At 63.9% G+C, this 19,910-nt stretch carries 22 protein-coding genes; 12 read left to right on the plus strand and 10 right to left on the minus strand.

The features are described 5' to 3' along the window. Positions 1–111: 111 nt before the first annotated feature. Complete coding sequence (locus tag C8N35_RS13945) at positions 112–405, minus strand: hypothetical protein (protein ID WP_107990325.1); 294 nt, start codon at positions 403–405, stop codon at positions 112–114. A gap of 26 nt (positions 406–431) precedes the next feature. After that, positions 432–1,463: a GTP 3',8-cyclase MoaA gene (gene moaA / locus C8N35_RS13950; protein WP_107990326.1), complete on the minus strand. Its 1,032-nt coding sequence runs from the start codon at positions 1,461–1,463 to the stop codon at positions 432–434. A 228-nt stretch (positions 1,464–1,691) separates the two neighbouring features. Between moaA and C8N35_RS13955 the strand changes: the two genes are divergently transcribed. Further along, complete coding sequence (locus tag C8N35_RS13955; protein WP_107990327.1) at positions 1,692–2,054, plus strand: gamma-butyrobetaine hydroxylase family protein; 363 nt, start codon at positions 1,692–1,694, stop codon at positions 2,052–2,054. Between the two features lie 5 nt (positions 2,055–2,059). Then, positions 2,060–2,665 (plus strand): glutathione S-transferase family protein, encoded by a 606-nt coding sequence (locus tag C8N35_RS13960; protein WP_170122108.1) that lies wholly within the window; start codon positions 2,060–2,062, stop codon positions 2,663–2,665. Positions 2,666–2,696: 31 nt separating this feature from the next. Here C8N35_RS13960 and C8N35_RS13965 read toward each other — a convergent pair whose 3' ends face one another. Then, on the minus strand, positions 2,697–3,206 hold the full coding sequence (locus tag C8N35_RS13965) for a DinB family protein (protein ID WP_107990329.1): 510 nt from the start codon (positions 3,204–3,206) through the stop codon (positions 2,697–2,699). Positions 3,207–3,288: 82 nt separating this feature from the next. Between C8N35_RS13965 and C8N35_RS13970 the strand changes: the two genes are divergently transcribed. From C8N35_RS13970 to ndk, 3 genes are all read left to right on the plus strand, one after another. After that, positions 3,289–3,981 carry a glutathione S-transferase family protein gene (locus C8N35_RS13970; protein WP_107990330.1) on the plus strand — a complete coding sequence of 231 codons (693 nt, stop codon included), beginning with the start codon at positions 3,289–3,291 and terminating at the stop codon, positions 3,979–3,981. A gap of 56 nt (positions 3,982–4,037) precedes the next feature. Then, complete coding sequence (locus C8N35_RS13975; protein WP_146177409.1) at positions 4,038–4,481, plus strand: hypothetical protein; 444 nt, start codon at positions 4,038–4,040, stop codon at positions 4,479–4,481. Between the two features lie 135 nt (positions 4,482–4,616). Continuing rightward, positions 4,617–5,039 (plus strand): nucleoside-diphosphate kinase, encoded by a 423-nt coding sequence (gene ndk, locus C8N35_RS13980; protein ID WP_107990332.1) that lies wholly within the window; start codon positions 4,617–4,619, stop codon positions 5,037–5,039. A 43-nt stretch (positions 5,040–5,082) separates the two neighbouring features. On the opposite strand, the gene C8N35_RS13985 is transcribed toward ndk, so the two are convergent. Beyond that, on the minus strand, positions 5,083–5,637 hold the full coding sequence (locus C8N35_RS13985; RefSeq protein ID WP_107990333.1) for a DUF3291 domain-containing protein: 555 nt from the start codon (positions 5,635–5,637) through the stop codon (positions 5,083–5,085). 195 nt (positions 5,638–5,832) lie between these two features. On the opposite strand from C8N35_RS13985, the gene C8N35_RS13990 reads away from it, so the two are divergent. Together C8N35_RS13990 and C8N35_RS13995 are read left to right on the plus strand one after the other, a co-directional pair. Next, positions 5,833–7,920, plus strand: coding sequence for a molybdopterin oxidoreductase family protein (locus tag C8N35_RS13990; protein WP_107990334.1), 2,088 nt, complete (start codon positions 5,833–5,835; stop codon positions 7,918–7,920). Between the two features lie 111 nt (positions 7,921–8,031). Then, the gene (locus C8N35_RS13995; RefSeq protein ID WP_170122109.1) at positions 8,032–9,279 is read left to right on the plus strand and encodes a glycosyltransferase; all 1,248 of its coding nucleotides are present in this window, start codon (positions 8,032–8,034) and stop codon (positions 9,277–9,279) included. 201 nt (positions 9,280–9,480) lie between these two features. On the opposite strand, the gene purN is transcribed toward C8N35_RS13995, so the two are convergent. Then, positions 9,481–10,137: a phosphoribosylglycinamide formyltransferase gene (purN, locus tag C8N35_RS14000; RefSeq protein ID WP_107990336.1), complete on the minus strand. Its 657-nt coding sequence runs from the start codon at positions 10,135–10,137 to the stop codon at positions 9,481–9,483. Next, positions 10,134–11,207, minus strand: coding sequence for a phosphoribosylformylglycinamidine cyclo-ligase (gene purM, locus C8N35_RS14005; protein ID WP_107990337.1), 1,074 nt, complete (start codon positions 11,205–11,207; stop codon positions 10,134–10,136). The genes purN and purM overlap by 4 nt, the downstream gene beginning before the upstream one ends. Positions 11,208–11,427: 220 nt before the next feature. Between purM and C8N35_RS14010 the strand changes: the two genes are divergently transcribed. Genes C8N35_RS14010 through C8N35_RS14020 form a run of 3 tightly spaced genes read left to right on the plus strand, consistent with a single transcriptional unit; the run spans position 11,428 to position 13,831 of the window. Then, positions 11,428–12,003: a CDP-alcohol phosphatidyltransferase family protein gene (locus tag C8N35_RS14010; RefSeq protein WP_107990338.1), complete on the plus strand. Its 576-nt coding sequence runs from the start codon at positions 11,428–11,430 to the stop codon at positions 12,001–12,003. Further along, positions 12,000–13,097 (plus strand): AI-2E family transporter, encoded by a 1,098-nt coding sequence (locus C8N35_RS14015; protein WP_107990339.1) that lies wholly within the window; start codon positions 12,000–12,002, stop codon positions 13,095–13,097. Before C8N35_RS14010 ends, C8N35_RS14015 begins: the two co-directional genes overlap by 4 nt. A gap of 59 nt (positions 13,098–13,156) precedes the next feature. Continuing rightward, a complete protein-coding gene (locus C8N35_RS14020; protein ID WP_107990340.1) occupies positions 13,157–13,831 on the plus strand; it encodes an HdaA/DnaA family protein in 675 nt (224 codons plus the stop codon). A gap of 27 nt (positions 13,832–13,858) precedes the next feature. Here C8N35_RS14020 and C8N35_RS14025 read toward each other — a convergent pair whose 3' ends face one another. The 4 genes from C8N35_RS14025 to erpA all read right to left on the minus strand — a co-directional run bounded on the left by C8N35_RS14025 (position 13,859) and on the right by erpA (position 16,461). After that, positions 13,859–14,668 carry a crotonase/enoyl-CoA hydratase family protein gene (locus C8N35_RS14025; RefSeq protein ID WP_107990341.1) on the minus strand — a complete coding sequence of 270 codons (810 nt, stop codon included), beginning with the start codon at positions 14,666–14,668 and terminating at the stop codon, positions 13,859–13,861. 113 nt (positions 14,669–14,781) lie between these two features. Next, entirely contained in the window at positions 14,782–15,081 is a 300-nt protein-coding gene (locus tag C8N35_RS14030) for a hypothetical protein (protein WP_210203531.1), read from the minus strand. Between the two features lie 105 nt (positions 15,082–15,186). Continuing rightward, the gene (gene xth / locus C8N35_RS14035) at positions 15,187–15,975 is read right to left on the minus strand and encodes an exodeoxyribonuclease III (protein WP_107990342.1); all 789 of its coding nucleotides are present in this window, start codon (positions 15,973–15,975) and stop codon (positions 15,187–15,189) included. Between the two features lie 126 nt (positions 15,976–16,101). After that, entirely contained in the window at positions 16,102–16,461 is a 360-nt protein-coding gene (erpA, locus tag C8N35_RS14040; RefSeq protein WP_107990343.1) for an iron-sulfur cluster insertion protein ErpA, read from the minus strand. A 285-nt stretch (positions 16,462–16,746) separates the two neighbouring features. Here erpA and C8N35_RS14045 point away from each other — a divergent pair, with 285 nt between their 5' ends. Together C8N35_RS14045 and argS are read left to right on the plus strand one after the other, a co-directional pair. Continuing rightward, the gene (locus C8N35_RS14045) at positions 16,747–17,979 is read left to right on the plus strand and encodes a deoxyguanosinetriphosphate triphosphohydrolase (RefSeq protein WP_107990344.1); all 1,233 of its coding nucleotides are present in this window, start codon (positions 16,747–16,749) and stop codon (positions 17,977–17,979) included. 93 nt (positions 17,980–18,072) lie between these two features. After that, the gene (gene argS, locus C8N35_RS14050) at positions 18,073–19,839 is read left to right on the plus strand and encodes an arginine--tRNA ligase (RefSeq protein ID WP_107990345.1); all 1,767 of its coding nucleotides are present in this window, start codon (positions 18,073–18,075) and stop codon (positions 19,837–19,839) included. The last annotated feature ends 71 nt before the right edge of the window (positions 19,840–19,910 follow it).

The raw sequence follows: 19,910 nt of genomic DNA on the forward strand, positions 1-19,910 counted from the left end.
GAAGGTCGCCGCCGGATGCAAGAGGGAAGGTTGCAAGGGCGAACGGAAGTGGTCGCCGAGCATGCCCCGGATAAGCCGCAGGCAACGACGAAAGCCGGCTTTTCGCCAATGTCACTGCGTCGGATATCGCGCCGTGCAATAGGCTTGCGCACGCGAGCGAAACAAGCCGTACTGTTGCTCATTGATCACGCCGTCCCGCCGCATGGCGTCGACGGCGCCCACGCGTTCGTCAAGGCAGGCGGCAAGGTCCGGGTTGCTGGTCGCAACCGATGTTGTGGACGGTGCGGAGCTAAATGCATCCCGATTGATCCAGGCAAGGGCGCCTGCCGCCGCCAGCGCAATGCCAATCGCAACCAAACGCGCCGCGGGCCGGTCGAGAAACGGGCGCTCAGCCGTCGATGCCATCGGCGCGAACCTTTCCCGCTGCCGGCTCAGCCGCCCGTCACGCTCATATGACGCGAGACGGCGGGGGCCTTGCGGTCGCGGTCGATGATGAAATCGTGCCCCTTGGGCTTGCGTCCGATCGCCTCGTCGATGGCGCGGTTCAACAATTCGTCGCCCTCCGATGCCCTCAGCGCGGCGCGCAGGTCGGCGCTGTCGTCCTGGCCGAGGCACATGTAGAGCATGCCCGTGCAGGTGATGCGCACCCGGTTGCAGCTTTCGCAGAAATTGTGGGTCATCGGCGTGATCAAGCCGAGCCTGCCGCCGGTTTCCTCCACCTTCATGTAGCGCGCCGGCCCGCCCGTCTTGTAGGGGATGTCCGTGAGCGTGAAGCGGTCCATCAAGGAGGCGCGGACCTGCGATAGCGGCAGGTACTGGTCGGTCCGGTCGCCCTCGATATCGCCCAGCGGCATGGTTTCGATGAGCGTCAGGTCGTGGCCCTCGCCATGCGCCCATTCGATCATTGCCGGGATCTCGTGTTCGTTGACGCCCTTCAGCGCGACGGCGTTGATCTTGACCTGTAGCCCGGCGCGTCTGGCGGCCTCAAGCCCGGCCATGACCTTGTCCAGATCGCCCCATCGGGTGATCGTCTTGAACTTGTCGGTATCGAGCGTGTCGATGGAAACGTTGATGCGGCGCACGCCCGCGCCATACAGCTCGTCGGCGAAGCGGGCGAGCTGGGAACCGTTCGTCGTGACGGTGACCTCGTCGAGCGCGCCGCTGTCGAGATGGCGCGACAGCGAGCGGAAGAGGCTCATGATGTTCTTGCGCACCAGCGGTTCTCCGCCGGTCAGCCGCAACTTGCGCACGCCCTTGGCGACGAAGGCGGAGCACAGCCGGTCGAGTTCCTCAAGGCTGAGCACGTCCTTCTTTGGCAGGAAGGTCATGTCCTCGGCCATGCAGTAGACACATCGGAAGTCGCAGCGATCGGTGACCGATACGCGCAGATAGGTCACGTCCCGTCCGAAGGGGTCCGTCAGCGCAGGCGGTCGGCGTTGATCCAGGCCTGTCGCATCGTTCATGGGATTGGGTCCTTGTGGGAGTGTCGCGTTTCGTCGCGCCGTCGATCGTCTCGTGCCGCCCCCGTCCTGTCGGGGGATCGTGCGCGATCATTATTCTTCCTCAAAGGTAGACGATTGGGATCGAAGGTCAATGCGGGGTGGATGCGGACGCGCGGACATTCGCACTCTTGCCAAGCGCAGGCGCAGGCCTAATGTCGACCGGGAGTGGCAAGCAACAGGAGACGGATCTTGAACGCGAAAGCATGGCCCAGCGAGTTGCGGGTTTCCAAGGACAGGAAGACCCTGACCGTGAGTTTCACTTCCGGCGAGCGGTTCGAACTTCCCGCGGAATACCTGCGCGTTCTCTCGCCCTCGGCCGAGGTTCGGGGCCATTCGCCCGACCAGAAGAAGACGATGCACGGCAAGCGTCGCGTCGAGATCATGCAAGTCGAGCCGCAAGGCAACTATGCGGTCAAGATTGTCTTCGACGACATGCACGACAGCGGCATCTACTCGTGGGGCTACCTGATGCAGCTCGGGCGCGAGGAGGAGACCTTGTGGGCCGATTATCTTGCCGAACTTGAGGCAAAGGGTCTGACGCGGGACAAATGACAGCGATGGAACTCTGGTATTCGACGACCTCTCCCTTCGCCCGCAAGGTGCGGGTTGCGGCGGAGGAACTGGGCCTTTCGAGCCGCATCCGCCTTCACGATACCAACCCGTGGAAGGATGACGGACTGCGCGCAGTCAATCCGCTCTCGAAAGTTCCAACGCTCGTTGCTGCGGACGGGACGGTCTTCTACGAATCCGGAGTGATCTGCGACTATCTCGATAGCCTGGGGCCGCAGCGCCTGTTGTTTCCCGCCGACGGCGCGGCGCGCTGGGGCGCCCTGGTGCTTCAGGGGCTTTGCGATGGCGCGCTGACAGCCGCCGGACGGCTCTATGCCGATGAACAGAAGCCGGAGAATGCGCGCAACCACGAGATGATGACCCGTTTCGTCAAGGCGGTTGACGCCACGCTTGATGAGCTGGAAAAGCGCGAGCTTGCGTTTGTGGAACCCACGATCGGCGATATCTCGGTCGGCGTCTTGTGCGGTTATCTCGATTTTCGCTGGCCCCAGCGCGATTGGCGCGTCGGCCGGCCGCACCTTGCGGGTTGGTTCGATGTCTTCGACATGGGCGTCTCCATGCAGAAGACACGGCACCGGCCGATGCGGGCGTAGGCGCCGTAGCCCCTGCGGTTCTCGCGCTCCGTCAGTTCATCCCCAGGCCGCTGCCGCGCTGGTAGAGGATCAGGTCGAAGCTCGGTGCATCGCCGGTGATTTCCGTCAAGAGGCAATGGGCCTGGCCCCGGTGATGCGTCTGGTGGTTGAAGACGTGCATCAGCGCAGGTGCAAGCGGCTGGGTGATGTCCTGCGGGGCCGTCATCGTGCGATAGGTGAAGCGGGCGGCAAGGGACTCCTCGGTGAGCCCGTCCACATAGTCGATGATCCGCGTGTCCTCAGCCTGGCGGGCGCGGGTGAGATCGGCAAGTTCATCGAAGAGGATCTCGTCGAGCGAGCGCGGCTGCGGGCCTTCACCGGTAAATCGTCGCATCCACACCCTGTCCGCGACGAGCAGATGGTTCAGCGTACCGTGCATGGAGCCGAAGAAAGCGCCGCGGTTTGTGCGATACTGCTCGCGCGTCAGGGCGCAGGCAGTCTTGTAAAGGCGTGCATTGGCCCATTGATTGTAGCCCGCCATCATTGCAAAGATCTCTTTCATGACTGCTCCTGCTCCATAATCTCGCCGGCGGCTGTTCCGGAGAACTGCCGATCGGCTTCGGCCGCCATGCAAGGGAGACCTCATGCCTGTCATTCTATACGATCTTTGCGGCGCCGATGAATTTCAGCGGTTTTCACCCTATTGCTGGCGTGTGAAGATGGCGCTGGCTCACAAGGGGCTCGGCTGGGAGGAGCGTCCGACGCCGTTCACGAAGGTCCGAGAGGTTGCGGGCGGCATCTCCGCTACCGTTCCCGTGATCGAGGATGCACAACACACGATCTCCGACAGCTGGGACATCGCCACCTATCTGGAAGACACCTATCCGGATCGGCCGACACTTTTCGGCGGCGAAGCGGGCCGCGCGCTTTCCAGGTTCGTGGAAAGCTGGGTGAACACGAGCGTGAACACCAAGCTCGTGCATCTCGTCGTCAAGGACATCCACGACATTCTCTCGCCGCCCGATCAGGCCTATTTCCGCGAGACCCGCGAGAAACGGCTCGGGCACACGCTGGAGGAGCTTCACGAAAACCGGCACGAGCGGCTGGAAGCCTTCCGCCTCTCTCTCCAACCCATGCGCCAGATGCTCAAGTCGCAAGCCTTTATCGGAGGAATGAGCCCGCTTTTTGCCGACTACATTCTCTTCGGCACACTCCAGTGGCCGCGCGTGGCGAGCAATTTCCGATTGCTGGAGGCCGGCGACCCGGTCGCCGACTGGTTCGAGCGCTGTCTCGACCTGCACAACCACCTCGGCCGCAACCAGCCGGCCGCCGCTTGAATTTTCCTTCGCACGCCGTCGAACAGAGGGGCGACGGTGTATCCACATAAAATCCGATGAAACTGGATGGAATGATGATCGTTCGACGCAAGCGCGCAATGACCTGCGCACTTTTGCTTATGTTTATTCCGGTTTTCCTCGCGTCCTGTGGCGAGGGCGTCAAGCCGTATGACATTGCACAGTCGGAATACCTTTCGCTAAACCCTGCGCAAATGACGGTATTTCAAGCGGGAGTCCGGGATTCCATCAAGGCTGCGGCAGAGATACGCTTTCGTGAAATCCGCGCCGTGGTGCATCCGACAAACGGGTATTTGATTGCGTGCGGTCTGGTGGACGGAACGACCAAGTCGGGCCATGCTGTGACAGGTCACCTCGTTTATGTTTCTTTCCAAAAGGATCCCAGCCCGTGGGGTGCCACCCCCAAGGTGAAGACCGTCGACAACAATTTTATCGCCGAAATCGAGTGTCCTCGGCTGGGACTGTTTGCCAAGCCGCAGTGACGGTATCAAGCTGTCGCAAGGCTTTCACTTGCGGCCCCGTCTGGCCCCCTGTATACGGACCGCGACAGTTTCGGCGCCCCTTGAACCGGGCGCCGCTTTCGCATCCGAACACTGGAAATCACGGGGAAACGAAAAATGGCCATCGAACGCACCTTTTCGATGATCAAGCCGGACGCCACCAAGCGCAACGTCACCGGCAAGATCATTGACCGTCTGGAAAGCGCCGGTCTGCGCGTCGTCGCGCAGAAGCGCGTGTGGATGTCTCTGCGCGAGGCGGAAGGCTTCTACGCCGAGCACAAGGCCCGTCCGTTCTTCGGCGAACTGACTGAGTTCATGTCGTCGGGCCCGACTATCGTGCAGGTTCTGGAAGGCGAGAATGCGGTTGCCAAGAACCGCGAGATCATGGGCGCCACCAACCCGGCCGACGCCGACGAGGGTACCATCCGCAAGGATTTCGCCCTGTCGATCGGCGAAAACTCCGTGCACGGTTCCGACGCTCTGGAGACCGCCAAGCGCGAGATCGCCTACTGGTTCTCCGAGACCGAGGTCGTCGGCTGAAGCTGGCGGATCCTGCGATCTGGAACTTCGGGAAAGCCGGCCATCAGGCCGGCTTTTTCGTTTTCGCGGCGGAGTTGTGCGCGATCAGGTTCCGGATACGGTCCCGGTCGGTGGTTGCCGGCCGGCCTGTGGCGTCGAAGAGCATCTTGAGGGTGAAGGCGCGCGGCGTCGGGCCGTGATCGGCCAGGTGTTCGTGCCGCGCGACGGCTTCGGCCCAGTCGGGCGAATGATCAGCCGCCACCCACCACAGCACCAGCGGCGGCCATGCCGGCTTGTCGAACCACTCGCGCGCATGACGCATCGCCTCGCTGTGGAGGCCCGAATAGACGTATGCCGTCACGCTCTCCGCGTCGCGCCAAAGCGACAACGTGGCGGGCGCCCAGCCATCCCCCCTGTCACGATAAAAACGCGGATACACCTGCTCGCCCCAGCACGCGGGCCCGGGTTCGTCCTCATAGCCGGAGCGCGCGATGAAGCCTTCCGCCGCCTCGGCCGCTGCGAAAGTGGGATCGTTGAGGGCATGAAAGCCGTCATTGGCGGGATGCTCGGAAGGAAGACGGAACTGTCCGAATGTGTAAAGGGCGAGGCGTTGGTGCATGCGGCGGCGGTCTCCGGAAGGGTGCTTCGCGCATTTTGAAAAAAAGTTAGAGAGATCGCGAAAATTACTTGAGGGGACATCATGCTGATCCGATCCGCAAGCCGGTTTGTGGTCCGCACCGAAGGTTCATCGCTCACTGTCCCTTGACATGGCAACCCCACCCGCGAACATGGGCCCGCAAGGAGAGCCGCAGCCATGAACAAACCCGTCGATATCCTCACCCGCGCGTCCGCGTGCCCGCATGACTGCCCGTCGACCTGCGCGCTGGAGGTCGAGGTGCTGGGCCCGGATCGCATCGGTCGCATTCGCGGGGCGTCGGACAATGACTACACGGACGGTGTGATCTGCGCGAAGGTCGCGCGCTATGCCGAGCGTGTGCACCATCCCGACCGATTGCTCAAACCGCTGCGCCGCACCGGTGCCAAAGGGACGGGCCAGTTCGAGGAAATCTCCTGGGACGACGCTCTCGACGAGGTGGCGGAGGCGTTCCTCAAGGCCGAGCAGCGGCTCGGCGCACAGACCGTGTGGCCCTACCACTATGCCGGCACGATGGGGCAGGTTCAGCGTGACAGCATCCACCGCCTGCGTCACGCGAAGGGCTATTCCCGCCAGTTCGATACCATCTGCACCAATGCCGCCTGGACCGGCTACATCGCCGGTACCGGTCATCTGCGGGGCTCGGATCCGCGCGAGATCGAGAAATCCGATTGCATCGTCATCTGGGGCACCAACGCGGTGGCGACGCAGGTCAACGTGATGACTCATGCGGTGAAGGCGCGAAAAGAACGCGGCGCCAAGATCGTCGCCATCGACGTCTATCGCAACGAAACGGTTCGTCAGGCCGACCTGGGACTTGTGCTGCGCCCCGGAACGGATGCGGCGCTTGCCTGCGCCGTCATGCACGTCGCCTTCCGCGATGGCCATGCCGACCGCGCCTACATGGCGAAATACACCGATTGCCCGGCCGAGCTGGAAGCACATCTTTCGACCCGCACGCCGCAATGGGCCTCCGATATCACGGGGCTCGACGTGGATGAGATCGAGGCCTTCGCCCGACTGGTGGGCGAGACGCAACGAACCTACTTTCGCATCGGCTACGGTTTCGCGCGCAGCCGCAACGGCACCGTGTCCACGCACGCCGTCACCTCAATTCCGGCCGTGACGGGCGCATGGCAATACGAAGGCGGCGGAGCGCTGCTGTCGAACAGCGGCATCTATGCGTTCGACAAGACCATGATCGAAGGCCGCGACGTGGTGGATCCGGCAACGCGCCGGCTTGACCAGTCGCGCATCGGGGCGGCGCTGACGGGTGAAACGAATGCGCTGCTCGGCGGTCCGCAGGTGACCGCGATGCTCATCCAGAACACCAATCCGGTATCCGTGTGCCCCGAACAGGACAAGGTGAGGGCGGGTTTCGCGCGCGAGGATCTGTTCACCTGCGTCCACGAGCAGTTCATGACCGAGACGGCCGCGATGGCCGATATCGTGTTGCCCGCGACGACGTTCCTGGAGCATGACGACGTCTACAAGGGCGGCGGCCACCAGTACATCGTCCTGGGCCCGAAGCTCATCGAAGCCCCCGGCGAGGCGCGCGAGAACCTCTTCGTTCTCAACGAGCTGATGAAGCGGCTTGGCGTCGATCACCCCGGCAACCACATGAGCGCACGCGAGCATATCGACTGGATGCTGAAGTCCTCCGGCTTCGGCGATCTGGAGACGCTGGAACGCGACCGGTGGATCGACATTCAGCCCGCATTCGAGACCGCGCACTTCCTTACCGGCTTCGCTCACGCCGACGGCAAGTACCACTTCAAGCCGGACTGGACCGCGACGCCCGCCGACAATGACGGTGCCATGGGGCCCTGGACGTCAATGCCGGCACTCCCCGATTACTGGGCCGTGGTCGAGACGGCGAACGACGAACATCCCTTCCGCCTGGTGACCGCCCCGGCGCGGTCCTTCCTCAATTCCAGCTTCAACGAGACGCCGGGATCGAGAAAGAAGGAAGGCCGGCCGGAGGTGATGCTGCATCCCGAAGATGCCTCCGGGCTCGGGATCGAGGAGGGGGCGCTCGTCGCCATGGGCAACCTGCGCGGCGAGGTCCGCCTGCATGTTCGCCTCTTCGATGGTGTGAAGCGCGGGACAGTGATCTCGGAAGGGATCTGGCCGAACGATGCCTTCGTCGACGGCAGGGGCATCAACACCCTGACCGGGGCCGACCCGATCGCGCCCTATGGCGGTGCTGCGTTCCACGACAACCGGGTGTGGCTGCGCCGAGGCTGATGGCGGGCCAGTCTCTCGGGACTGGCACTCGCGGGGCGAACATGCTTCGGTATGGTCCGGGTTGGTGGCAACGGATCGGCACGGGGGCATCCGCTTTTGCGCATTCTTCTCATGAGCCTTGGAACGCGCGGCGACGTGCAGCCCTTCGTGGCGCTGGGTTCGGTGCTGGCGGGGCGTGGCGCTCAGGTGACCGTTTCCACCGGCGCGGGCTTCGAAGCGATGATCGAGGGGGCCGGACTGAAGGCCGCTCCCTTTTCCATTGATTATCAGAGCCTCTTGCAGCAGCCCGATATCCAGGCCGCGATGCACTCTGTGTCGGGCAAGTTCCGTGTGTTGAGGCAGTCCCGCGACTGGTTGCGGCAGGAGCTGGAAGAGCAATGGGATCTGGCCAGGACAATCCGGCCGGATCTCATCGTCTACAATCCCAAGGCGCCGATGGCACCTCATGTCGCTCATGAATTGCGGGCGGCGGCGGTGCCTGCGTTGTTGCAGCCTGTGCTGGCGCCAACCGGTGAATTCCCGTTCATGATGATGTCGTCGCGAAGTCTGGGCACGGTCGGAAACAGGCTGTCGCATCGCCTGGCAGCAGGCCTGGCGCATCTGCTGAACCGGCGCAATTTCAAGGCGCTGTCGGCAAGCCGGCCGGATGTGAGCCTGTCGGCGGGCCTTGACGAACTGGCCGGCTACGCGCCTGGTGGGCGAACCGTTCCGCGCCTTCACGCCTACAGCCGCCACCTAGTGCCGCGACCCGACGATTGGCCGGATGGCGAGACAATCACCGGTTACTGGTTTCGCGACAATGGCGAGCCGGACTGGACGCCGCCGGCCGATCTCGCGCGCTTTCTCCAGTCTGGTCCCCCGCCAGTCTATGTCGGTTTCGGGTCGATGCCATCGATCGATGCGCGCAAGACGGCGCACGCCGCTGTCGAGGGACTGCGGCTCGCGGGCCGACGCGGCGTGCTGGCCACGGGCTGGGGCGGGCTGGATGCGGAGGTTGCCGGCGACGACATGCATGTGATCTCCGGTGCCCCACACGCCTGGCTTTTTCCGCGTTGCGCGGCGATCGTGCATCATGGTGGAACGGGCACCACCCACCAGGCCCTGCGCTGGGGGCGCCCGGCGGTCGTTTGTCCGATTTTCGGCGATCAACCCTTCTGGGCGCGACGTGTGGCGGATGCGGGTGCGGGATCCGCGCCCTTGCCGATGAAGCGGTTCAGCGCGGAAAAGCTCGCCGAAAGGCTTCAGGAGGCGCTTTCACAAGAGGTTCGCACGCAAGCCGAGGAGCTCGGCCGTCTGGTGCGTGCCGAATCCGGCGCCGAACGCGCCGCCGACGTGCTGGAACTGTTCATGAAGGGGTAGGGCGCGCGTCGGACCCGCACGTGCCACCGCACACGCTACGCCACTCCACTCTCGCGGTCCTGTCCGGAAACGGTGTTGGGCTATGTGCCGCTGTTTCTCCCCGTCATCCCGGCCTCCGAGCCGGGATCCATGCCGTGAAACATCCGCGCGTGAGAAGATTGATATGGCGAGAAAACCAGCCGGCGTGTCCAGGGCAGCCTCTCACGCCGGCCACACCAGCGGAGCGGGTGCCTCTGCGGCCTCGCTCACAACCACGCGACCGTCCTCGATGCGGGTGCGGCCGGATGCGATCAGTGCCAGCGCCTGGGGGTAGAGCTGATGCTCCACGCCAAGGACGCGCGCCGCCAGTGCTTTCTCGTCATCGGTGGAGAGAACCGGTACCGCGCCCTGCATGATGATCGGTCCCGCATCCATGTCGCTGGTGACATAATGCACGGTGGCCCCGTGCAGCTTGACCCCCGCCTCGATTGCCCGGGCATGGGTGTCTAGCCCCCTGAAGGAAGGCAGCAGGGCAGGGTGGACGTTGATCATCCGGCCTGCCCAGGTATCGACAAACCAGGGCGTCAGCAGTCGCATGAAGCCGGCAAGACACACGATTTCGATATCGTGCTCACGCAAGCTGGCATCGAGCGCGCGTTCGAAGGCTTCGCGATCCCCGGCGAAAGACTTGTGGTCGACGACGGCGGTGGCGATCCCGGCCTCGCCGGCGTGGGTAAGGCCCGCCGCGTCCGGCCGGTTTGAAAGAACCAGCGCGATTTCAGCGGGATAGTCGTTGTTCTTCGCAGCCTCTATGAGCGCGGCCAAATTGGAGCCGCGCCCGGAAATCAGCACGCCGACCCGTTTGCGCGGCGCGCTCATACTGAAAGCGTGCCGTCGAAAACGACGTAGTCTGCCAGCCGGTGCTCGATGAAACCGAGCCGTGCGACAGTCTCCCCCTGGCGGGTGAGGACCTCAGTGACGCTGTCGGCATCCTCCGGGGAGACCACGACAACCATGCCGATCCCGCAGTTGAAGGTCCGCAGCATTTCCGCCTGCTCGACGCCGCCGGTCGTGGCGAGCCAGTCGAAGACGGGCAGGGCGGGCACGGCGGACAAATCGATATGCGCCGCACAGGTGTCCGGCAGCACACGCGGCAGGTTTTCCGGCAGTCCACCGCCGGTGATGTGCGCGAGCGCCTTTATGCCCGTCGTTTCCTTCAGGGCGGCAAGCAGCGGCTTCACGTAGATCCGCGTTGGCGCCAGCAGCGCACGGCCGAGCGTGAGGTTCGTGCCGAACGGGGCTGGTGCATCCCAGGCGAGGCCGGAACGCTCCACGATACGGCGCACAAGCGAGAAGCCGTTGGAATGGACGCCGGCGGAGGCGAGCCCCAGCACCACGTCGCCCGGCTGCACGTCGGGTCGCGGCAGGATCGCATCGCGTTCGGCAGCGCCCACGGCAAAGCCCGCGAGATCGTAGTCGCCCTTGGCGTACATGCCCGGCATTTCCGCCGTCTCGCCGCCGATCAGCGCGGCCCCGGCGATGCGGCAGCCTTCCGCTATGCCGCCGATAACGGTTGCCGCCGCTTCCACGTCGAGCGCGCCGGTCGCGAAATAGTCGAGGAAGAACAGCGGCTCTGCGCCCTGAACGACCAGGTCGTTGACGCACATGGCGACGAGATCGATGCCGACGGTGTCGTGGATGCCGGTGTCGATGGCGATCTTCAGCTTGGTGCCGACGCCGTCATTGGCGGCGACCAGCACCGGGTCGGTGAACCCGGCCGCCTTCAGGTCGAACAGGCCACCGAAACCGCCGATATCGCTGTCGGCGCCCGAGCGCGCCGTCGCCTTGACCATCGGCTTGATGCGTTTCACCAGCGCGTTGCCTGCGTCGATATCGACGCCCGCGCCGGCATAGGTCAGCCCGCCGCCGGCGGACGATGTGTCGCTCATGGATACCGCTTCCGGATTTGGAACTTTCGACGGTCTTCAAACCAGTTGGCAGCGGCGAAGTCAAACGCGAAGAGCGGCATGGGGCCCCGGTTTGCGTGGGAAAGGTGGAAAGTTTGCCGTTCGTCGCTCCGCTTTCACGCCGCGAATACGCGAAAATGCTTGCCAGTGCCGTGTGGTGATCCTAACTGCGAGGTCCACGTGCCGTTTGGAGCAAGACGACATGACCCTGCCGAACCTGATCTCGGTCCTGCGCCTGCTGCTGGTGCCGGCCATCGTCACGCTGATCATTTCCGGCGACGATCTGGCCGCCTTCTGGGTGTTCGTTCTGGCCGGCCTGAGTGACGCGGCCGACGGCATCATCGCGCGGCGGTTCGGGCTCTTTTCCGAACTCGGCGCCTACCTCGATCCGCTTGCCGACAAGGCGCTGCTGGTTTCCATCTACCTGAGCCTGGGGCTCATCGCGGCACTGCCCGCGTGGCTGGTCATATTGGTGATCAGTCGTGATATTCTCATCGTCGGCGCAGTCATCCTGTCCTGGGTGATGGGCCGACCGGTGGAGATGAAGCCGCTGATGGTTTCCAAGGTCAACACCACGGCCCAGATCACGCTGGCCGCCATTGTGCTCGCCGAAGCCGGATTGGAACTGTCCACGGGGGGCTTGCGTCTTCTCCTGGTATACGCAGTCGCTGCGCTCACGACGATCTCCACCGCCGCTTATCTGGTCGAGTGGCTGAGGTTCATGGCGGGCAATGAGAGCGGGGCCGGAAAAAAGATGCCAAAAGGAACCGACGAATGACGCTGCAGCGACGGATCACCTTCTGGATGATCGCCCTTGCCGGAACGATCCTGTTCCTGTGGGTCTTTTCGCCGATCCTGTTGCCGTTTGTCGCGGGCATGGCGCTCGCCTATCTGCTCGATCCCGTCGCCGACCGGCTTGAATCCATCGGCATGAACCGGCTGTGGGCGACGATCACCATCCTGATCCTTTTCCTGCTCATATTCGTACTCGTGCTTGTCCTGTTGCTGCCGGTTCTCGGCAACCAGCTTGCGAGCCTGATCGCGGCACTCCCCGACTACGTGTCGCAGCTCCAGACGCTGATCGTGGACAATTTCGGCGACAAGCTGCGCCGGATCTCCGGCTTCGGTTCCAGCGACGTGAAGAGCTCGCTCGGTAACCTGATGACCCAGGGCGCGGGGTGGCTGGCCAATCTGCTGAAGTCGATCTGGAGCGGCGGGCAGGCGCTGATGTCGATCGTCGCGCTGTTCGTGGTCACGCCCGTCGTTGCCTTCTATCTGCTGCTTGATTGGGACCGAATGACCGCGAAGGTCGACAGCTGGCTGCCGCGCGAACACCGCGATCTCGTCCACAAGCTCGTCCACGAGATCGATGTCGCCGTGGCAGGGTTCGTGCGCGGTCAGGTGAGCGTTTGCCTGATACTGGGCACCTTCTATGCGGTGGGGCTCGCGGTTCTCGGCCTCAAGTTCGGTCTGCTCATAGGCATCGGCGCGGGGCTCATCAGCTTCATCCCCTATATCGGCGCCACCACCGGCTTCATCCTGTCGCTGGGCGTTGCTCTTGTGCAGTTCTGGCCCGAGTGGCACATGATCGTCGCCGTGCTCGCGGTCTTCGGGACGGGACAGTTCCTTGAAGGCAATATCCTTCAGCCGAAGCTCGTTGGCGAACGCGTCGGACTTCATCCGGTATGGTTGATGTTCGCGCTCTTCGCTTTCGGCTATCTGTTCGGTTTCGTCGGCATGCTGGTGGCCGTGCCGGTCTCGGCGGCAATCGGCGTGCTTGCCCGTTTCGCACTGGCGCAGTATCTCACAAGCCCGCTCTACTACGGTACCAATGCGCCTCACGCGCCGGCCGAGCGTGAGAGCGATGGCTGACGGCGAAGCTCGGGTTCCTGCGCAAGTGCCCGGCGAGAGAAATATTAGAAGGATGTGCGATGAGCGAGGAGACGCCGCGCCAGTTGCCGCTGGAGCTGCCGCACGAAGCCGCACTCGGTCGTGACGATTATCTGGTTGGCGACTGCAACCGTGCGGCGTTCGACCTGATCACCGCCTGGCCGGACTGGCCGTCCAATTTCGTGCTGCTGGCAGGGCCTGTGGGTGCGGGCAAGACCCATCTCGTCTCGATCTGGCAACAGATTTCGGGGGCCGAGGTGATCCGCGCGGACAATCTCGCCAGTCAGGACGTTCTGGCGCTTGCGCGCAAGGGGCCCGTCGCGGTGGAAGATGCCCATGGCGGCATCGACGAGGAGGCGTTGTTTCATCTGCTCAACGCTGCCCGCGATGCCAGCCGCCAGGTTCTGATCACCTCGCGCAGCTGGCCGGCGGCGTGGAACCTGACCTTGCCCGATCTCGCCTCCCGGCTGCGACTTGCGACGCCCGTCGAGGTGGCCGAGCCCGACGACGACCTGCTGCGCCGGGTGCTGGTGAAGCTCTTCGCCGACCGACAGCTTTCCGTCGATCTTCCGGTGATCGAGTATCTTGTCGTGCGCATGGAGCGTTCGCTGGAAGCGGCGAACCGCATCGTGGCGACGCTTGACCGCGAGGCACTGGCGGCGCGCCGTCGCATCACCCGCCCGATGGCCGCCGCCGTGCTGGAACACGACGGGTAGGCCAAGGGCGATGACTGCCACACCCTCCTAGGTGGTCTCGAACGTGCCGCTGCGCCCGGCGCCTTCAGCGAACTGCGTCGCGCCGGTGATCCCTTCGCGCTCCAGTACCTGCCGGCTTTTCCATTCGTATTGCAAGGCGGTGTGGACCGGCTGGCCCCAGCCGAGATAGGCGGCGCGGCGGTCGGCGCGCACGCATTCGGGCGGAAAGCGGGCTATATCGGCGGCCAGCGCCTGCGCCGTCTCCAGCGCGCTGCCCTCGGCCACCACACGTTCGGCAAGGCCGATGGCCGCACATTCCGCCGCCTCCACCTTGCGCCCGGTCAGGATCAGATCCATCGCCCGGCCCATGCCGACGAGACGGGGCAGGCGGACGGTGCCGCCGTCGATCAGCGGGACACCCCAGCGCCGGCAATAGACCCCCATATAGGCGGTTTCTTCCATTACCCGCATGTCGGCCAGAAGCGCCAGTTCCATGCCGCCGGCGACGGCGGGGCCGGCAATCGCGGCGATCAGCGGTTTTTCGAGGAAAAGCCGGCTCGGTCCCATCGGCCCGCGCGGTGTCGTCTCGCTCTTGCCGTTCCAGCCTGGCGGAATGTCGAATTCGCCGAGAGGCCGGCGCTCGTTCGCAAAGCCGCTTGCCGCCTTGAGATCAAAGCCGGAACAGAATGTGCCGTCCGTGCCGGTCAATACGGCGACGCGGGCCTCGGCGTCGTTCTCGAATGCCACAAACGCGTCGTAAAGCGCGTCGGCGGTCGCGGGATCGACCGCGTTGCGCGCCTGCGGCCTGTCAATGGTGATGGTGGTAACCACGTCGCTCTTTTCGATACGAACCGTCATGAATTCCCCCCTCGGAATAATTGGGTCGGTACGAAAGCTTAGCGCGAGGCGATGCGATTGGAACAGGGACCATTGGGCGGGGCGAATGGTCGCTCCTCGCAGATCCCGGCGTTTCAGCGCGCGCTGTCGGGCGCGGACGCCGAAGAGGCCGGGGCATGGGGAGGCGGAGAGTGCGGTACGACAAGCATCGCGGTCGGGCAGCCGTTTGAGAGAACCTTCCAACTCGTGTTGTTGAGGTTCATCTGGCATTGCGCCAGACGGTTGCCGCGCGGCCCGTGGATGCAGGTGATCGCACCGAGTTCGAAGCGCGTTCCGTTCACGCGGCAGGTGCAATCGGTTGCGGCGCTTGCCGGGACGAGGAAAGCCGCAAGGGCGGCAAGCGCGAGGCCGCTGGAAGGAAGGAGCCTGATCATCTCGTCATCACCGGTTATCCCTTGGTCACTCAGGATAGCACGGAATGAGGTATTTGCGAAAACACACAACTGCGGGCGAGGGCAGGAACCTTGCGTGTCGCCGTCTTACGCCTCGACGTCGAGATCGATCCAGATGGGCACGTGGTCGGACGGTTTCTCCCAGCCGCGGACATGGGAGTCGATCTCGCAGGCTCTGAGCCGGTCGGCCGCCTGCGGCGAAAGCAGCAGGTGGTCGATACGGATACCGTTGTTCTTCTGCCAGGCGCCGGCCTGATAGTCCCAGAAGGTATAGCGGTCGGACTCTCCATGGCAGGCGCGCAGGGCGTCCGTCAGGCCGAGGTTCTTGAGCGCGCGAAAGGCACTGCGGCTTTCGGGGCGAAACAGCGCGTCGCCCGCCCAGGCATCGGGATGACGCGCGTCCTCGGGCTCGGGGATGACATTGTAGTCGCCGGCAAGCACGAAGGGCTCTTCCTCCTCCAAAAGCTTGCGGGCGTGTTTTTCCAGCCGCTCCATCCAGGCGAGCTTGTAGCCGAATTTCGGGCTGTCGACGGGATTGCCGTTCGGCAGGTAGAGCGTTGCGATCCGGATCGTGCCGCACGGCGCGCAGATGACGCCTTCCAGATAGCGGGCCTGCTCGTCCTCCGCGTCGCCGGGAAGGCGGGCCGTAACCTCATCGAAGGGATGTTTGGACAAAAGCGCCACTCCGTTGAAGCCCTTCTGGCCGTGGGTTTCGACGTTGTAGCCGAGTTCCCGAAAGGGTTCGGCGGGGAAATTTTCGTCGATCGACTTGATTTCCTGAAAGCAGGCGACATCGGGCTCTGCTTCCTTGAGCCAGGCCAGAGCCGTGTCGATGCGCGCCTTGACGCCGTTGATGTTCCAGGTGGCAATCTTCATGGGTATCCATCCGCTGTTGCTGATGGACTTAGCACGCGCGGACGGATTCGGGGAGAGCGGCGGCCGCCATCTGACGGCTGCCGTGCGCTGGGACGGGCCGTGGAAGCGTGCTCTTCCGCGCTCTGCTTACATCGAGAAGCTGGTTCCGCAGCCGCACGACGCGGTGGCGTTCGGGTTCTCGATCTTGAACGCCTGTCCCATGAGGTCGTCGACGAAATCGATGACCGAGCCTTCCATGTAGGGAAGCGATACCGAATCGATCAGCACCGTGGCGCCATCCTTTTCGAGCACCAGGTCGTCGTCGGCACGGGTGGTCACCAGTTCGTAGGTATACTGGAAGCCGGAGCACCCGCCGCCTTCGACGGATATGCGCAGCATGGCGCCTTCCGTTTCCTTGGACAGGATTTTCGAGATACGCCGGGCGGCGCTGTCGCTCAGGCTTACGGGCGTGGTTTCGGGACGTTCGATATCGGCGGCAACAGTCATGTCATCAATCCGTGCGAGTGTCTTTGCGCCAGGGGCCCTGTGTCTGTCGCCGGGCTTGTCGGGAAGGGATCCTTCCGCGGAAGAAACCCGGCATGCTAGGAAACGTGCTAGGAAACCTGCCGGGTCGCAGACTCGCTGTTCTGCCTCCCGCGCTCCGGCCTCCCTGCACCGATCCGACGGGCGGACAGGGTCCAGTTAGCCGATAATATAGGGCAGGCGCCGCCTTTCACAAAGGCCGGCCTCATGGTGGCGTCAAGCTGCCGCCCTCAATGATGGAGAATTGCGATGACGGCGCGTCTGGCGCATGCGGAACTTGGGTTCGGTTCGCAGGAGCGCGCACCCTATGCCGTCGATCCGACCCACACGCGCGGCAGGCTGAAGCCCGAGCCTGACAGCCCGACACGCACGCCCTATCAGCGCGATCGCGACCGGATCATTCACTCCACCGCCTTCCGCCGCCTCAAGCACAAGACACAGGTCTTCGTCTATCACGAGGGCGACCACTACCGGACCCGGCTTACCCACTCCATCGAGGTTTCGCAGATCGCGCGCTCGATTTCGCGCGCCTTGCGGCTCGACGAGGATCTGGCCGAGGCTCTGGCACTGGCCCACGATCTCGGTCACACGCCGTTCGGCCATGAGGGCGAGGACGTGCTTGATGTCTGCATGGCGGACTATGGCGGTTTCGACCACAATGCCCAAAGCCTCAGGATCGTCACCTCGCTTGAACGCCGCTACGCCGAATTCGACGGCCTCAACCTCGCCTGGGAAACCCTCGAAGGTCTCGTCAAGCACAACGGGCCGCTTACCGATCGCGCCGGCGCCTGCATCGGCAAGCTCGCCGGCCACGCCCTGCCGCAGGCCATTCTCGACTATCCCGCCCATGACGGGCTGATGCTTTGGTCCTGGCCATCGGCCGAGGCGCAGGCCGCCGCGATTGCCGACGACATCGCCTATGACGCGCACGATCTCGATGACGGCCTTCGCGCGGGGCTCTTCCGTCTGGAGCACCTGAAGGATGTGCCGCTGCTGGGCGATTTGCTTGCGGAGGTCGACAGCCGGTATCCGGGACTGGAGACGCCGCGCCGCATTCACGAACTGGTGCGACGCGCGATCACCCGCATGGTGGAGGATGTGATCGGCGAGGCGCAGGGCCGCTTGCAGGCGCTGGGCCCGCTTTCTGCCGATAATATCCGTATGGCCCAAGGTGCGGTGATCGGCTTTTCGCCAGCGATGGCGGCGGCGGAGGCCGGCATCAAGGCGTTCCTCTTCGAACACATGTACCGCCACGAAGATGTTCTTTGCGTGCGCAAGCTGGTGGCCAAGGTCGTGCGCGACCTTTTCGACGGCTTCATCGCCCATCCGCACGAGATGCCGGAAGAGTGGGCCTGCGATCTCGACGATGCTTCGACGACCACGCTCCATCGTCGCGTGTGCGACTACATTGCCGGGATGACGGACCGTTATGCCATAGACGAACACCGCCGACTGTTTGACGATACCCCGGAATTGCGATAGGCGAGCGCGACCGGAACGTTCGGCCCGAATGTCCGAGCCGCGTTCCGCCGCCCACGCCGGTTTGCGTGTGCTCTCACTAGAACAGTTGGTCCGATGAACGTCTTTGCCGAATTCGCCGAACGCGTGCGCGCCATCGTGCGCGGCCTCGATCTTGCCGCTGATCTGACGGACGCCGATCTCGCGCGCGTCGTCGTGGAGCCGCCCCGCGATCCCGATCACGGCGACCTCGCGACCAACGCGGCTCTCGTGCTCGCCAAGCCCGCGCGCATGAAGCCGCGCGATCTGGCCGAGAAGATCGCACAGGGTTTGACCGCCGACGGGGACGTCGAGACGGTCGATGTCGCCGGCCCGGGTTTTGTGAATGTTCGGCTGAAATCAATCTACTGGACGAAGCTTCTCGCGCAGATTCTTGAAAGCGGCAGGGATTATGGCCGCAGTGCTCGCGGCGCCGGTGTCAAGGTCAATGTCGAATATGTCTCGGCCAACCCCACCGGGCCGATGCATGTCGGCCATTGCCGCGGCGCGGTGATGGGCGATGCGCTGGCGAGCCTGCTGGCCTTCGCCGGCTTCGACGTCACCCGCGAATACTACATCAACGACGCCGGGGTTCAGATCGACGTGCTCGCCCGTTCCTCCTTCCTGCGCTACCGCGAGGCGCTGGGCGAGGAGATCGGCGAGATCCCGTCAGGCCTTTACCCCGGCGACTATCTCATCCCCGTCGGCAAGGCGCTGGCGGATGCGCATGGCGATGCGCTGTTGAAGATGGACGAGGCGGAGTGGCTGCCGATCGTGCGCGATGCGGCCATCGACGCGATGATGGCGCTGATCCGCGACGATCTCGCAACGCTCAACGTGCGTCACGATGTCTTCTTCTCCGAGCGCACCCTGCATGCCCGCGAGGGCGGAAAGCCCTCGCAGATCGATGAGATGCTGGAAGAGCTGCGCGGCCGCGATCTCGTCTACGAAGGCCGGTTGCCGCCGCCCAAGGGGCAGCTTCCCGAGGATTGGGAAGACCGCGAGCAGACGCTGTTTCGCGCTACCGACTACGGTGACGACATCGATCGGCCTTTGAAGAAGTCGGACGGCGCCTACACCTACTTTGCGGCGGACGTCGCCTATTTCCGCTCCAAGTACCTGCGCGGCTTCAAGCAGATGATTTACGTTCTGGGCGCCGACCACGGCGGCTACGTCAAGCGCCTGGAGGCGGTGGGGCGTGCCATTTCGGGTGGCGATGCGCAGGTCATCGCGCGGCTTTGCCAGCTTGTGAAGCTCTTTCGCGGCGGCGAACCCGTGCGCATGTCCAAGCGCTCGGGCGATTTCATCACGCTTCGCGATGTCGTGGAGGAGGTCGGCCGCGACCCGGTGCGTTTCATGATGCTCTATCGCAAGAACGACGCGCCGCTCGACTTCGATTTCGCGAAGGTGACGGAGCAGTCGAAGGACAACCCGGTCTTCTACGTGCAGTACGCCCATGCCCGCTGTGCGTCGGTCTTCCGTCAGGCGGCGGAGGAACTGCCGGGGCTCGACCTCTCGCAGGCCGGTTTGATGAAGGCCGACTTCTCGCTGCTCGACGACCGTGGCGAGCTGGATCTCATCGTGAAGATGGCCGAGTGGCCGCGAATCATTGATTCGGCCGCGGAGGCTCACGAACCGCATCGGCTGGCGTTCTATCTGTATGAATTGGCAAGCGCCTTGCATACTCATTGGAACAAAGGCAAGGATTTGCCTAAATTACGCTTTATTAACGCTGAAGATTCACAGTTGTCCCTGTCGCGGTTGGCGCTGGTGCGCTCTATCGCGACGGTATTGGCTTCGGGTCTGTCAGTTCTCGGTGTGGATGCGCCGGAGGAAATGCGCTGATGTTCGACATCGGCCGGCGCCGGATCCAGCGATGGTGAGTCTCTCCCGGCAAGTGTAGAGTGCCTTGCGGG

It is taken from the genome of Breoghania corrubedonensis, from assembly GCF_003053845.1.
GTDB classification, from domain to species: Bacteria; Pseudomonadota; Alphaproteobacteria; order Rhizobiales; family Stappiaceae; genus Breoghania; species Breoghania corrubedonensis.

Bases quoted from the DNA above. Each gene is read 5' to 3' on its own strand.
- C8N35_RS13945 (WP_107990325.1), bottom strand. From the start codon at position 405: ATGGCATCGACGGCTGAGCGCCCGTTTCTCGACCGGCCCGCGGCGCGT.
- moaA (WP_107990326.1), bottom strand. From the start codon at position 1,463: ATGAACGATGCGACAGGCCTGGATCAACGCCGACCGCCTGCGCTGACG.
- C8N35_RS13960 (WP_170122108.1), top strand. From the start codon at position 2,060: ATGGAACTCTGGTATTCGACGACCTCTCCCTTCGCCCGCAAGGTGCGG.
- C8N35_RS13965 (WP_107990329.1), bottom strand. From the start codon at position 3,206: ATGAAAGAGATCTTTGCAATGATGGCGGGCTACAATCAATGGGCCAAT.
- C8N35_RS13970 (WP_107990330.1), top strand. From the start codon at position 3,289: ATGCCTGTCATTCTATACGATCTTTGCGGCGCCGATGAATTTCAGCGG.
- C8N35_RS13975 (WP_146177409.1), top strand. From the start codon at position 4,038: ATGAAACTGGATGGAATGATGATCGTTCGACGCAAGCGCGCAATGACC.
- ndk (WP_107990332.1), top strand. From the start codon at position 4,617: ATGGCCATCGAACGCACCTTTTCGATGATCAAGCCGGACGCCACCAAG.
- C8N35_RS13985 (WP_107990333.1), bottom strand. From the start codon at position 5,637: ATGCACCAACGCCTCGCCCTTTACACATTCGGACAGTTCCGTCTTCCT.
- C8N35_RS13990 (WP_107990334.1), top strand. From the start codon at position 5,833: ATGAACAAACCCGTCGATATCCTCACCCGCGCGTCCGCGTGCCCGCAT.
- C8N35_RS13995 (WP_170122109.1), top strand. From the start codon at position 8,032: ATGAGCCTTGGAACGCGCGGCGACGTGCAGCCCTTCGTGGCGCTGGGT.
- purN (WP_107990336.1), bottom strand. From the start codon at position 10,137: ATGAGCGCGCCGCGCAAACGGGTCGGCGTGCTGATTTCCGGGCGCGGC.
- purM (WP_107990337.1), bottom strand. From the start codon at position 11,207: ATGAGCGACACATCGTCCGCCGGCGGCGGGCTGACCTATGCCGGCGCG.
- C8N35_RS14010 (WP_107990338.1), top strand. From the start codon at position 11,428: ATGACCCTGCCGAACCTGATCTCGGTCCTGCGCCTGCTGCTGGTGCCG.
- C8N35_RS14015 (WP_107990339.1), top strand. From the start codon at position 12,000: ATGACGCTGCAGCGACGGATCACCTTCTGGATGATCGCCCTTGCCGGA.
- C8N35_RS14020 (WP_107990340.1), top strand. From the start codon at position 13,157: ATGAGCGAGGAGACGCCGCGCCAGTTGCCGCTGGAGCTGCCGCACGAA.
- C8N35_RS14025 (WP_107990341.1), bottom strand. From the start codon at position 14,668: ATGACGGTTCGTATCGAAAAGAGCGACGTGGTTACCACCATCACCATT.
- C8N35_RS14030 (WP_210203531.1), bottom strand. From the start codon at position 15,081: ATGATCAGGCTCCTTCCTTCCAGCGGCCTCGCGCTTGCCGCCCTTGCG.
- xth (WP_107990342.1), bottom strand. From the start codon at position 15,975: ATGAAGATTGCCACCTGGAACATCAACGGCGTCAAGGCGCGCATCGAC.
- erpA (WP_107990343.1), bottom strand. From the start codon at position 16,461: ATGACTGTTGCCGCCGATATCGAACGTCCCGAAACCACGCCCGTAAGC.
- C8N35_RS14045 (WP_107990344.1), top strand. From the start codon at position 16,747: ATGACGGCGCGTCTGGCGCATGCGGAACTTGGGTTCGGTTCGCAGGAG.
- argS (WP_107990345.1), top strand. From the start codon at position 18,073: ATGAACGTCTTTGCCGAATTCGCCGAACGCGTGCGCGCCATCGTGCGC.